Source organism: Neobacillus niacini (assembly GCF_023715785.1).
GTDB lineage: Bacteria > Bacillota > Bacilli > Bacillales > Cytobacillaceae > Neobacillus > Neobacillus niacini_E.
Genome location: NZ_JAMBOX010000016.1, coordinates 109,188 through 123,112 on the forward strand (window position 1 = coordinate 109,188; position 13,925 = coordinate 123,112).

The following is a 13,925-nucleotide window of genomic DNA, read 5'->3' on the forward strand; positions in this document are numbered from 1 at the left end:
CGGGAGGGATTACCATTATGGTAATCCTTTTTTTGGTATCATTGCCAATTTTGACTATTCGAGTTATTCTAAATGTGGACCGGACTCTTGTGTTTCATAGGCATCATCATTCCGATTCTATGAAAAAAAGATCATTTTTAACCTATGAAAGGGGGACAGCTGTGTTGTTTTCCATCCGCACAAAAATTATTGTGTACTCTATGGTTCTCGTCTTGCTGATCAACTTAGTAGCGCTTACTCTTTTTCAAAACAGCCAGAAATCTGTTGATGAATATAATACGATATTGCAAAGATTCTTTCTATTAAACGAAATTTCTGTTAGTACAAAAGCTGTTTACGATTCTTTGGATGCTTATTTGCTTGATAATTCTATGAAAAAAATGGATCGCTATACATATGAGCGGCAGGAATTAAAGAACTTGCAATCTCAATTAAAAAGCCAGATGGTTTATGATACTGCGGTAAAAAACTATTATTACTTAATTGAAAGTTTTCTTAATGAATGTACGGTTATATTGGAAGCGTTTAACCGCGAGGATATAAGGGTTTATTCTTCTCATTTAACCGATCTTTCGAGAATATCCATGTACATACAGGAGGCTACCCTGTCATTAATTAATCATGAACTGACAAACTATCAAACTTTCTATAGAGACATGCATAAAAATAATCAACTTTTCAAATCCATCGGCATTTTTATCTTTGGTTTTACCATTCTTGTCAGCATCCTATTTGCGTTGTGGTTTTCAAATGGGATGACGAAGCCAATTACGCGTTTATCCGAGGCGGCGAAGGAAATATCGAGTGGTAAATTTGACGGAGCCGATGTAAAGGCTTCCACTAAGGACGAGCTTCGTTTTTTAACCGAGACGTTTAATAATATGAGGAGCAATATCCGTCGCTTGATCCTGGAGATCAAACAGAAATCCGAGCTGGATAAGCTCTTAAAAGAAATGGAACTAAAAAGTTTACAAAATCAAATCAATCCTCATTTTCTCTTCAATACATTAAATACCGTTTCGAATATGGCTTATATTGAAGGTGCGGAAAAAACGAGCGAATTAATCGATTCCGTTGCCGCGTTATTACGTTATAACCTGGGCAATCTTGAAAAACCATCCACGTTGAAAGAAGAGGTTTCTGTCGTCCACGAATATTTTTTTATTCAAAAGACAAGGTTTGGCGACCGGGTAAAGTTTAAGACAGAGATTGACGAGTTCTGCCTTACGCTTCCGATTCCGGTATTAACGCTGCAGCCAATCATTGAAAATGCGTTTATCCACGGAATTGAATCATTCGAGCTTGGCGCAATTCTAAGTCTTTTCGTTTATAAGCGTGGAGATGAGGTCGTGGTCGAGGTAGTTGATAATGGGGTCGGAATGGATGAGTTAACCAGAAAAAGGTTATTTGAACAAGAGGAGCCCCGTTCCCACCAAAAGCCATCAGGCCATTCCACGGGAATCGGCCTTAGAAATGTCATCAAACGGCTGCAATTATTTTATGGAAGGGATCAAGTTGTGGAGATTGAATCAAAACAAGGAGAGGGCACAGTTGTCCGGCTGTTGCTGCCTGCTGTTGCTGAAAGTGAGGTTCTCATGAAAACCCATGTATAAGCTATTAATTGTCGACGATGAAATGCTGGAAAGACGAGTGCTGAAGATGATTATTTCAACCAAAATCAACACGGTTGAGATTGTCGGCGAGGCTGAAAATGGAAGAAAGGCCATTCAACTCTCGGAACAATTTGCGCCGGATATTATCATTATGGACATAAAAATGCCAGGGGTTGACGGAATTGAAGCCGTAAAAATCATTAAGCAGCAAAATAAGGATGTCAAAATCATCATGCTGTCCGCATTTAATACATTTGAATATGCCAGACAGGTCATGCAGCAAGGGGTTAAAGAATATTTAGTAAAGCCCGCGCGAAAGGATGAACTGGTAACCGCCATAGAGCGGGTGGTCTCCGAATTAGAAAAAGAGAATCAGGAAAAGGAAGAGCAGCGGAGCATTCTGGAAAAACTGCAGCGGGAAAGGGTACCTGGCGAAACAGATTGGCAGCTTCATTCCGACCACAGAAAGATGCAAAAAGTAAAATCTTTTATCGAGGACCATTTTACAAAGACCATTTCTTTGGAGGATGCCGCCGAGTATGTTGACATCAGTCCGTATTATTTAAGCAAATTGTTTAAAGAACAATTCTCCATCAATTTCATTGATTATGTCACTCAATTACGGGTGGAAAGAGCAAAGGAGCTCATGAAAAACCCTGACCGCAGTTTAAAGGAAATATGCTATGACGTTGGTTATAAGGATCCGAACTATTTTAGCAGGGTATTTAAAAAGATAACCGGTTTCTCTCCCAGCGAATATCGAAGCAGGGTTCACAGCAGTTTCCAAAAACATAGACATTAATAGACAAATTGATGTTATGGTTAATGTATTGGAAAAATTATATAAGGGGAATATAGCTACAATATTTAATAGATACAAAGTACTTATTAATGGACTAATAGGTACTTTTTTTATATAATTAAATAGGAACATAGGTTCGTCACTTATTAATTGGCTAGGAAGGAGGTTCGAGATTATGATCCAAACATATCAAGCTAAACTAAGCAACATCCCATTGAATCATAAATTGACATCGGATATGTACCTATCGGAATATGGCCGCTTTTTTGGTGAATTGGAGCGGAGATTATTCGTTCAGTCCCATATTAAAGGGATATCAACCACTTCCCTGAAAAAGACCTTTTCCAAACAGTTCGGCATCACCGCCAGACAATTCAACTCCCTTAGAATACAGCTGGATGGGAAAGTCTCTTCTATTTTAGAAAAAAGAAAAATTGATATTCAAGAGTTGGAAACCAAAATTGCCTATCTACAGAAAGTCATCGTCAAGAAGACCACTCAAAAAAATAAGCTTCTACAAAAACTTCTAAGAATTCCTCAAACTAGTCCGGCCTTCTCGAAACAAAGGAAAAAATACCGAAACCTAAAAACTTACCTTCATCAAAAAAAACGGAGACTCCGAAACGTACAGCACAAATTGGAAACATTAAAATCAGATGAACTGAATCATAAGATTCGCATTTGTTTTGGGTCCAGAAAGTTGTTCCACAAGCAATTTCATTTGGAAGAAAATAAATACAAAAATCATGGAGAGTGGAAGGAAAAGTGGGTTGAGTCCAGAACTTCCCAGTTTCTTGTGGTGGGTTCCAAAGATGAAACGTTTGGAAATCAATCGGCCACTTACGATTTACAAAATGTCTTAAGATTGCGGGTGGCCAATCATTTTGTTTCGAAATATGGCAAATATATTATCTTTCCAGAAGTACACTTTCCCTATGGGCAAGAAACCATTGATCAGGCAAAGATTCCCTACATGGGCTATACCCGCGGTGGCAAACCGCAAAAATATTATTCCTCTATTACCTATCGTTTTTTGAAACAGAAAAAAGGGTGGTATGTGAACACAACCGTAGAAAAAGAGACCCCAAAAATAGGAACATCTAACCTAAATGGATTAATTGGAATAGACCTTAATGCAGGATTTTTGTCTATTTGTGAAATTGACCGATTTGGCAACCCTATTAAAAGCTGGGCAGTAGATGTTCCAATGAACAGCCGGAGCAAAGAACAGATTAAAGCGTCTTTAAGCGATGCATTAAAAGAAATTTTGGCCTATGCCGTGTTAGTCCAAAAAGATGTTGTAATCGAGCAATTGGATTTCTCCAAAAAGAAAGCCATTTTAAGAGAAATGGGCCCTAACTATGCGCGGATGCTTTCGGGTCTTGCCTATTCCTTCTTTCAGCAATTAATCGATGCCAAAGGGAAAAAAGCGGGAATAAGAATCAGAAAAGTAAACCCCGCCTATACGAGCCAAATCGGGCAGATGAAATTTATGGCCAGGTACGGACTAAGTTCCCATGGTTCGGCGGCCTGCATGATTGCAAGAAGAGGCTATTATTTTAAAACAGAAAAACCAAAATACGATTCCGTTCTGTCTTTCCCAAAAAAATTTGATAAACAAAAGTCGAATTTTAGTAATTGGCGCTCGCTGACTAAACACTGGAGGAAAACTTATCATTTTCAGGATAAGATTGAACTATTAAAAGCAGATATATAAAAGAAAACCAGAGGAATTGGAGCAACGCTTCCTAATTACCTGCAAGGAATATTTGGACCACGTACTCCAATTTAATATGTGTTATGCGCAATAAATAGCGTGGCTAACAGCCAATCTAGAGCATCGAAAAGGTATCCTGTAGCGTGGACTTCATTCAACTGGATGAAGAAAATGTCACTGAGACGGAAACGATGAAGTTTGGAAGGGTCAAAAGGCTCTTTCAGACGGATGTATCCATTCTAGAATTAGGGTGTGATTCCCTAACGCGATTCGCAAAAAGCTCTGTTCGTTTTGCGTGCTAAATGGAAAAGCTACCATCCATTTAGAACGTATATACAGTAATATCCATAAATGTCTATATTTTCAGGAACGGTGCTGACAAGGTTGTCCAACATGGAATAAACGTCTTTTCTATGGAAAAATGTTAAATGACAAAAAAGTGAAGATGATTGCAAAAGAGTATAGGAAATTACCGGATTTTTTCAGAATATTAGTGCTATATTTGGAATTGTAAGAGCTTTCAAAATAGAAGAGGGGGAATTCGATGAAAAAGTCCTGGTCGGTCATACTGTCGATTTTACTTGTGTTTTCATTCGTTTTAGCCGGATGCAGTTCCGACTCCAGTTCAAGTTCAGGTGGGGATTCAGGAAAAAAGTCGGGCAAAGATGATGGCAAAGGTGCCACTCTAGATATTTTTAGCTGGTGGACAGGTGCCGGAGAAGAAGACGGCTTAAAAGCATTAATTAAACTATTTAAAGATAAGTACCCTGATGTGAAAGTTGAAAACGCAGCTGTAGCTGGTGGTGCAGGTACAAACGCAAAAGCAGTACTTGCAAGCCGAATGCAGGGGAATGATCCCCCCGCAACATTCCAAGTTCATGGCGGTGCCGAATTGAATGAAGGATGGGTTGCTGCAGGCAAAATGGAGACACTCGATGATCTTTATGATAAGGAAGGCTGGAAAGATAAGTTTCCTAAGGATTTAATTGACCTTGTCAGCAAAGATGGACATATTTATTCTGTTCCGGTAAACATTCATCGTGGAAATGTCCTCTGGTATAACAAAAAGATTTTTGCAGACAACAATTTAGAGGCGCCAAAAACATTTGATGACTTTTTTAAAGTCGCAGATGCTCTGAAATCAAAAGGGATTACACCGCTCGCCCTAGGGGATAAGGAGCCGTGGACAGCTACTCATCTTTTTGAATCTGTTCTTTTAGGGACACTAGGAGCGGACAACTATAAAAAATTATGGACGGGCGAGTTCAAATTTGATGATCCAAAGGTAAAAGAAGCTGCTGAAACATTCAAAAAAATGTTGTCTTATGTAAATGATGATCATAGTTCACGTAACTGGCAGGATGCTTCTCAGTTGGTGGGAACGGGTGAAGCTGCGATGAACGTGATGGGAGACTGGGCAAAGGGATATTTCTCCAATGATTTAAAACTGAAGGCAAATGAAGACTTTGGCTGGGTGACCACACCAGGTACAGATGGTTTATTTATGGTCATTACTGACACGTTCGGATTGCCAAAAGGCGTCAAAAATCCTGATGATGTAAAGAAATGGCTGTCTGTGTTGGGCTCTGTTGAAGGACAAGATGCATTTAACCCATTAAAGGGCTCGATTCCTGCTCGCATTGATGCCGACACATCAAAATATGATGTATATGGAAAGCAGACCATTGAGGAATTTAAAAAAGCTAGTCTAGCTCCGAGTATTGCACACGGTTCCGCAGCACCTGAAGGGTTTTCGACAAAGATGAACCAAGCGATTAATATTTTTGTTACTCAACAGAAAGTGGATCAATTTGTAGATTCATTAAAAGAAGCATCCAGCGAACTTAAAAAGTAGAAGCCTTGACAAGGGAGGGGAGAATGTCTCCTTCCCTTTTTTATCGCAAGGGGGGAATACGATGGAGCCTGTTAAAACATCATCATCATTGGAACGTGAATCCAACCCATTAACGATTAAGGAAACAAAGAGGAAACGCCCGCTACTAACTGACGGGGTTAAGGCCATTCTCTGTCTCCTTCCTTCCATTATTTTGATTGCCATTTTTGTATACGGTTTTATTGGCTGGACTGGGTACGTTTCTCTCAGCAATTGGAATTCACTCGTTCCGGATTTTTCGTTTGCGGGATTAAAAAACTACGCCTATTTATTTAATGATTTTCGCTTCCAGGCTGACTTACGAAACACCTTGTTTTTTACCTTGTTTTTTATTATTGCCGTTCTGACCTCGGGACTTGTCCTGGCGATTCTTTTGGATCAGAAAATCAGGGCGGAATCATTGTTTCGTAATATATTCTTTTTTCCAATGGCCTTATCATTTGTTGTAACAGGTGTTGTATGGCAATGGTTATTAAATCCTTCAACAGGTGTAAACCTGTTTTTGAAAAAGTTAGGAATGGCACCGAAGTGGTATACGAGTGTTACCATTATCCCGGGAATTGAATGGGGGAAAATCGAATTTGGAGTTCCAGTTGCCATCATTGCGGTTGTGATTGCGGCAATGTGGCAAATGACAGGATTTTCTGTTGCGATGTATTTGGCCGGACTGCGTGGTATTCCCGATGAGCTGCGCGAAGCGGCCCGAATCGATGGAGCATCTGAATTCCAAATTTTTATGAAGATTATTTTTCCATTGTTAATGCCAATTACCGTGAGCGTTATTATCATTATGGCCCATATTTCGCTGAAGATCTTTGATTTAATATATGCGATGACTGGGCCAGGGGCCAACTTTGTAACGGATGTTCCAGGTGTGTATATGTTTGAAACAACCTTCCGCGGCAATTATTATGCAAACGGTGCTGCCATTACGATCATTATGTTGTTATCTGTTGCGATCTTTATCGTTCCATACTTGATTTCAAGCAGAAAGGGTGGTGCCTAATGTCGGTTAGAGTCGTGACCCGCCCAATCCTATATGCGATTTTGATTGCCTTTAGTTTATTTTTTTTAATGCCGGTCTATCTGATGTTCATCACAAGCTTAAAGCCTCTCGACCAAATTACGCTGTCGCAAATGTGGGAGCTTCCGAGAGCAATTGATTTTACGAGTTATAAAGAGGCATTCAATAAATTGGCGCCGAACTTTGTGAATTCCATTTATCTTGTCATTCCTGCGACCATTATTTCAGCGTTATTAGGATCCTTAAATGGATATGTCCTATCAAAGTGGAAATTTAAAGGAGCGGACTGGATTTTTACTGCCGTGTTATTCGGAATGTTTATCCCCTATCAAAGTATTTTGATTCCATTAATCCAGTTTTTAAGGGAAATCGGATTGTATAATTCTATTCCAGGATTGGTGCTCGTACATGTTGTGTACGGCATCCCGATTACAACGTTAATGTTCCGAAACTTCTATGCTAGTGTTCCTACTGAAATGATTGAATCAGCCCAAATTGATGGAGCCGGGTTTTTTACCATTTTCCGTTACATTATGTTCCCGCTCTCGATTATCGGATTTGTCGTTGTAGGGATCTGGCAGTTTACAAATATCTGGAATGAATTTCTATTTGCCGTTACCATTACAACCTCACAGCAGCAGCCCATTATGGTTGCATTGCAGAACTTATCCGGCAGCCAAATCGTTCAATGGAATGTTCAAATGGCGGGAGCGATCCTGGCGGCCTTGCCAACCTTGCTCGTTTATATCTTTCTTGGAAAGTTTTTTGTAAGAGGGCTCCTTGCCGGGTCTGTAAAAGGATAATTGTGACATGAAAAAAATAAAGAATCCCAAAGAAATGTATCGTTACTTTGGGATTCTTTTTACTATTATTCAATAGAGTTCCTGCTATAAGACAATGGGTGGTGCCTCCTGGTACGGCCCCACCAATAATATCTGCCAATACACTTAGTATTGTTACTCACTTAATAATCAAAGATAAGTATGATTAAATCAGATATTTCTCAGATTCCTTCGTATAATGCAATACTTGATCAAGTTTGCCATTTTTGAGTTTTACTGCCCATTCTGGATCAGCTAGCACTGCACGGCCGACGGCTACATAATCAAATTCGCCTGCGTTAATTTTTTCATCGATAATTCTCAGATTGTCTACAATGGTTACATTATCATTATCCTGATTGCTCAGATAGGCTCGGTTAATTCCAACAGAACCGACTGCAATCGTTGGCTTTTTAGTTATTCGTTTAGTCCAGCCGGCTAAGTTTAAGGATGGATCTTCATCTTTAAATTCAGGTTCCCATATTCGTCTTGTCGAGCAGTGGAAAATATCAACGCCAGCTTCAACCAAAGGAGTGAGCAATTGTTCAAGCTCAGTAGAGTTCTTAGCTAATTTAGCTTGATAATCGGTTCCTTTCCATTGTGAATAGCGAAAGACAATTGGAAAATCTGGCCCGACTTCTTTTCGGCACGCACGAACAATGTCTGCCGCGAATTTTGTTCGCTCTCCTATATCCCCGCCATACTCATCATCACGCTTGTTTGTTAATTCCCAAAAAAATTGATCAATTAAGTATCCATGCGCTCCATGCAACTCAATTCCATCAAAGCCGATGCGCTTGGCATTTGATGCAGCTTCGGCATATGTATAAATCATTTCAGTAACTTCTTCTTTCGTTAAAGCCTTTATTTTCTCATTTCTCTGGCCTCGTAGGGTATATCCAGACGGACTCACGGGAGGTGCATCAATATTTGGTTCACTTCCTGCTTTTCGTGCCGCCCCTACATGCCATAATTGTGGAATGATTTTGCCACCTGCTTGGTGGACTTCATTCACTACATTTGCCCAGCCATTTAAGGCATCCTCTCCGTAAAAGCGGGGAATATCGGGGCTCATTACTGCAGCAGGATGGTTAATGGCTGTTCCTTCCGTAATGATAAGCCCAATCCCATTCTCTGCCCGTTTGCGGTAATATTGTGCAACATTTTCCCCAGGGACACCATTTGGCGAAAACATTCTCGTCATTGGGGCCAACACTAACCGGCTTTCTAACATTTTAGTTCCAAACGGTACAGATTGAAACAATGTATGACCTGCGAACTTTTGATCCAAGGAGAGCACTTCCTTCCATTCATTCGTTTTATCATGCTTCCTTTATTCTATAATTCAACTATATAAATATAAACTGATAAGTCCTATTTTTTTATTATTATAAAAATATAAGTGATAGGTAGATGAATAGAATTTTCATGATGCATGTAAAAAGTAGGAATTCACACCTTTTTGTAGGTATTTATAAGCATAAAGATATAAATTAGGGAATAGAATTGCTATGGTCGTGTTAGTTTGTAATTTTTTCCTTGAGGAGGATATTAAAGTTATGTCATTAGTCGGAAAACGTGTAGTGGTTGTAGGTGGCACTTCTGGAATAGGGTTAGCAACGGCAAAGGCGTTTCTGGAGGAATCTGCTAATGTCATTATTGCAAGCCGTTCTGTTGAAAAACTTTCTTCAGCAAAACAATCATTAGGAGACAATGTGGAAGGGTATCAACTTGATTTCAGGAATGAGACGAACGTAAAGGCTGTTTTTGAACAAATTGGGGAATTTGACCATTTAGTAGTTACTGCTGGTGATGCCCCTATGGGTTTATTTAGTGAATTGCCGGTTCAAAGTGTAAAGGAAGCCTTCGAAGGTAAATTCTGGGGACAATACTTAACTGTTCACGCTGCTATTCCTTACTTAAAAAAGGGAGGTTCTATTACCTTAACGACTGGCGTATTTGCAGTCCGTCCATCAGTCGGTGCAACAACTCTGGCTGCGATTAACTCAGCGGTGGAAGGGTTAGCCCGTGGACTTTCACTAGAACTTGCCCCGACAAGAGTAAATGTAGTCTCTCCTGGTTTAGTAGACACTCCTATTTTTGCAGGAATGCCGGAGGAACAACGTCAGGGGATGTTTGCTGCAGTAGCCAGCAAGTTACCGATTGGTCGTGTGGCAACTGCCGAAGATGTTGCCCAATCGTACCTGTACCTAGCGAAAAACACAATCGCAACTGGTACAGTTGTTTATGCTGATGGTGGCACTCGTTTGGTGTAGTTTACTACTAGGACTGTTTATAAAGATTTTAAGTCTCCTCAAAGAGGGGGCTTTTTTTGCGGGTAAAATGGACTATGCGCCAGATTGGTGAATATTTATTTTGGTTCTATAGTTTTATAGACAACTATACATATAATTTGGTAATTTTGCATTGAATGCTACATTTTGGAAAAAGGGGGGGGTCTAATCAATATGGTTGATAGGTTTTAGCGATGCTGCTTCGTATTCGGAAACTCCTTAGATTTTTTCTACATACATTCTCCTTATCTTTCACTTCTTGGATCACACAATGAGTAGTTTTTCAACAATCTTTCATTTATAAGAATTTAAAATTATAGAATAGGAGGCTTTCTTTTTATGAATTGGGCCGGTAAAAAGTTTTGGCTTTTCTTTGTATTTATGAGTTCGTTTACATTTTTATTTAGTTCAGCGAGCTATGCCATGGGGGAATCGGCGCCGGGACGTACGGTGGATGTAAAGGTAATGACCTATAATATTCAAGCCGGAGCCGGGTCTGATGGGAAATATAATATTCAAAGAACGGCAGAGGCGATTCGCCAATCGGGTGCGGAAATCATTGCACTTCAGGAAGTCGATGTCCATTGGGGTGCACGGAGCTTATTTGAAAACGATATTGAAATATTGGCCAATGAGCTTGATATGTATTATTTCTTCGCTCCAATCTACAGCCTGGACCCTCTAAATGATGGGGATCCTCGCCGCGAATTTGGCGTGGCGGTGTTAAGTAAATACCCGATTATTAAAGCGACTAATCGTGATATTGCAAGACTATCAACACAGGAGCCCAATCCGGTTCCAAAACCTGCACCGGGATTTCTGGAAGCATTGATTAATGTAAAGGGTGCGAAGGTTTGGTTTTATGTCACGCACTTGGACTACCGTGCGGATCCGATTGTGCGGAAAATGCAAGTAGCCGATATGCTGCAATATACGGGGCAGCATGAATACAGCATTTTAGCAGGTGACATGAACGCCGGCCCCAAGGCCCCCGAGCTTCAGCCGCTCTTTGAGCAATTCACTGATGCCTGGGCCCTAACGAACGACGGCCCCGGATATACTTACCCAGCGCTAGCGCCAAACAGCAGAATTGATTATATAATGCCAACACCGAACATTGGCGTAAAATCTGCTAAAGTGATTGACACACTTGCTTCCGACCATCGTCCTGTCATCGCTGAGCTTACCTTAATTCGCGGAAATCAGCCATAATGAGGAGGAGAATTTCGATGAAAAAGAATAGCTTGTTTTCAATCCTTACCATCATCTCGCTATTATGTTTGTGCCTGCCCTATTCCGCAGGAGCCACCGGCTGGCAGGATCCCACAAAACCGGGCTGGAAAGAAGGGGAAGCCAAGCACGGCTGGATTCAAAGCAAACTTCAGCATATGACACTTGAAGAGAAGATTGGCCAGCTGTTCATTGTCCATGTCTATGGAAAAACACCGACAGATCCAAATTATGAAGCAACCAACCTGAATGGAAATCGCGGCGGGAAAAACTTTAAAGAAGTGATTGAAAAATACCATGTCGGTGGTGTCATTTATTTTAATTGGACGGATAATGTGTTGACTCCACTCGATGCCGCACAGACTAACGCTCTTTCGAATGGGATTCAAAAAATCGCCATGGACCAGCGGATGCCAATCCCGCTGTTTGTCTCAACCGACCAGGAAGGCGGGATTGTTCAGCGTCTGGTAAACCCAGGAACTGTGTTTCCGGGGAATATGGCTATTGGAGCGACTCGTTCCTCTCAATTCGCCGCTAATTCTGCCACTATTTTAGCCACAGAATTAAAAGGGATTGGCGTGAATATGAATTTTGCACCGGTGGCGGACGTCAACGTCAATCCGGCCAATCCGGTTATCGGGGTTCGTTCCTTTAGTGAAGATGCCGGCTTGGTTTCAGAATTAACAGTTGCCCAAGTAGGGGCTTACCAAAACAAAAATTTGATAGCGACTGCCAAGCATTTTCCGGGACATGGTGATACAGCAGTCGATTCCCACTATGGCCTTCCAATCATAAATCATGATTTGGAAACACTTCATAATGTTGATTTAAAACCGTTTAAAGCAGCAATAGATGCAGGCATCGATGCGATTATGACGGCCCATATCGTTGTTCCAGCACTCGACCCATCCGGACTGCCTGCGACACTATCAAAGCCGATTCTTACTGATTTGCTTCGCAGTGAGCTTGGGTTTAAAGGCTTGATTATTACCGACAGCCTTGGGATGTCAGGTGCGAATGTTGTACCTGCTGACCGGGTGGCAGTCGAAGCATTCAAGGCCGGTGCTGATATTCTCCTGAACCCGCCGAATGTAGAGGTTGCCTATAATGGAATGCTGGCCGCTGCCCAAAGCGGAGAAATCTCGGAAAAGCGCATCGATGAATCCGTCTACCGAATTCTCGAGTATAAATTCAAGCGGGGGTTATTCAGTAATCCTTATACACCTGGATCGGCCATTGCCAATATCGGAACAGCTGAACATTTGGCAGCTGCAGATGAAATTGCCAATAAAAGTATTACACTAGTAAAAAATGAAAACAATCTGCTTCCATTGAAAAATACGGACAAGATTTTTATCACAGGACCATCAACAGGTAAACCGAACATGCTTTCCGGACTGCTTGGAAATAAAGGGTTTAATACAAGTGACTATGCAACTGCGGCTTCACCGACAGCAGCGCAAATAAACAGTGCCGTAGCGTCTGCCCAGCAGGCCGACAAAATCATTGTGACCACGTATACCGCCAATACGAATGCGGCACAGCAAAACCTGGTAAAGGCGTTGCAGGGAACCGGCAAGCCGGTCATTGTTGCGGCGATTCGCAACCCATATGATTTAATGTCCTTTCCAAATGTGAATGCCTATCTGGCAACCTATGGAGACCGTGACGTATCAATAAATGCCTTGGCCAGAGTACTGGCGGGTGAAGTCAATCCGTCTGGAAAGCTTCCGGTAACCATTCCGGGAGTAGCCAAATTCGGTGATGGATTTTCCTATTAATCTATAAAAGCTGAAGGCTCTGTATAGAGTCTTCAGCTTTTTTTCGGGCTATAAAGTTGAAGATTTATTCGTCAATGTTTTATCCAAAAATCAAAATCCAAATGCCGGAACGCTTCTCTGAGGTCCTCCTGTTTCGATTGTGGGCATGGATGCACCCTGATGCTTGGTGAATGTCTATTTGGTGAGATTTTGGGAATTAGGAATTTCTTTTTTGTACGGATAAAACGCTTCTATTTACCTAATATTGTTGGGAAATTTTTGAGATTTCTTAAACAGAAGGTGGTAATTAATTAGGGGAATGTATGTTCTTTTTCTTGTGTAAATGCTATACTTGAATGGCAATAGAATAGGATTTCTCAAGGGTGGTCGGCACACTCCCAAAATGAAAGGGGGTGATGCCGGGTGACAGTCTTTGAATCATTGATGTTTGCGATTGCTTTTGCCAGTTTAATCGTGACCATCCTGTCATTTAACCGAAAAAAATAATCCACCCTTGAGTTAGTGAACTGCACCCCAATTGTTAGACACACAGCTAACAATTGGAGGTGCAGTTTTTATATGTCTAAATTTACTACAGAGGAAAAAATAGATGCGGTTATACGCTATCAACAGGGGACAGAGTGAGTAAAGTCTATTGCAAAATCCCTAGGTTTGCATCATACAGTTTTATTAAATTGGATTAAACAATATGAACATCATGGTGCGGACGCTTTTATAAAACCCTATACATCTTATACAACAGAGTTTAA

Annotated in this window: 11 protein-coding genes; 10 read left to right on the top strand and 1 reads right to left on the bottom strand. The window is 40.9% G+C overall.

Going from position 1 to position 13,925, the window contains the following annotated elements; translation table 11 throughout:
• The first annotated feature begins 17 nt into the window (after window positions 1-17).
• From M3234_RS23140 to M3234_RS23165, 6 genes are all read left to right on the top strand, one after another.
• The gene (locus M3234_RS23140) at window positions 18-1,613 is read left to right on the top strand and encodes a sensor histidine kinase (RefSeq protein WP_311315688.1); all 1,596 of its coding nucleotides are present in this window, start codon (window positions 18-20) and stop codon (window positions 1,611-1,613) included.
• The gene (locus tag M3234_RS23145; RefSeq protein WP_262306980.1) at window positions 1,606-2,415 is read left to right on the top strand and encodes a response regulator transcription factor; all 810 of its coding nucleotides are present in this window, start codon (window positions 1,606-1,608) and stop codon (window positions 2,413-2,415) included. Before M3234_RS23140 ends, M3234_RS23145 begins: the two co-directional genes overlap by 8 nt.
• A 175-nt stretch (window positions 2,416-2,590) precedes the next feature.
• Complete coding sequence (locus M3234_RS23150) at window positions 2,591-4,132, top strand: IS200/IS605 family accessory protein TnpB-related protein (RefSeq protein ID WP_262306981.1); 1,542 nt, start codon at window positions 2,591-2,593, stop codon at window positions 4,130-4,132.
• A gap of 544 nt (window positions 4,133-4,676) precedes the next feature.
• Complete coding sequence (locus M3234_RS23155; RefSeq protein WP_262306982.1) at window positions 4,677-5,987, top strand: ABC transporter substrate-binding protein; 1,311 nt, start codon at window positions 4,677-4,679, stop codon at window positions 5,985-5,987.
• A gap of 61 nt (window positions 5,988-6,048) precedes the next feature.
• Entirely contained in the window at window positions 6,049-7,032 is a 984-nt protein-coding gene (locus M3234_RS23160) for a carbohydrate ABC transporter permease (RefSeq protein ID WP_262306983.1), read from the top strand.
• Window positions 7,032-7,853, top strand: a complete 822-nt coding sequence (locus M3234_RS23165) for a carbohydrate ABC transporter permease (protein WP_262306984.1) — start codon at window positions 7,032-7,034, stop codon at window positions 7,851-7,853. The genes M3234_RS23160 and M3234_RS23165 overlap by 1 nt, the downstream gene beginning before the upstream one ends.
• Window positions 7,854-8,037: 184 nt before the next feature.
• Here M3234_RS23165 and M3234_RS23170 read toward each other — a convergent pair whose 3' ends face one another.
• A complete protein-coding gene (locus M3234_RS23170; RefSeq protein WP_285858626.1) occupies window positions 8,038-9,162 on the bottom strand; it encodes an NADH:flavin oxidoreductase in 1,125 nt (374 codons plus the stop codon).
• Window positions 9,163-9,430: 268 nt separating this feature from the next.
• On the opposite strand from M3234_RS23170, the gene M3234_RS23175 reads away from it, so the two are divergent.
• The 4 genes from M3234_RS23175 to M3234_RS29900 form a co-directional block, all read left to right on the top strand.
• The gene (locus M3234_RS23175) at window positions 9,431-10,147 is read left to right on the top strand and encodes an SDR family oxidoreductase (protein ID WP_262306985.1); all 717 of its coding nucleotides are present in this window, start codon (window positions 9,431-9,433) and stop codon (window positions 10,145-10,147) included.
• 357 nt (window positions 10,148-10,504) lie between these two features.
• Entirely contained in the window at window positions 10,505-11,377 is an 873-nt protein-coding gene (locus M3234_RS23180) for an endonuclease/exonuclease/phosphatase family protein (protein WP_262306986.1), read from the top strand.
• Window positions 11,378-11,394: 17 nt separating this feature from the next.
• Window positions 11,395-13,176, top strand: coding sequence for a glycoside hydrolase family 3 protein (locus M3234_RS23185; protein ID WP_262306987.1), 1,782 nt, complete (start codon window positions 11,395-11,397; stop codon window positions 13,174-13,176).
• Between the two features lie 633 nt (window positions 13,177-13,809).
• A partial coding sequence (locus M3234_RS29900; protein ID WP_464515026.1) for a transposase occupies window positions 13,810-13,925 on the top strand: 116 nt, incomplete at its 3' end.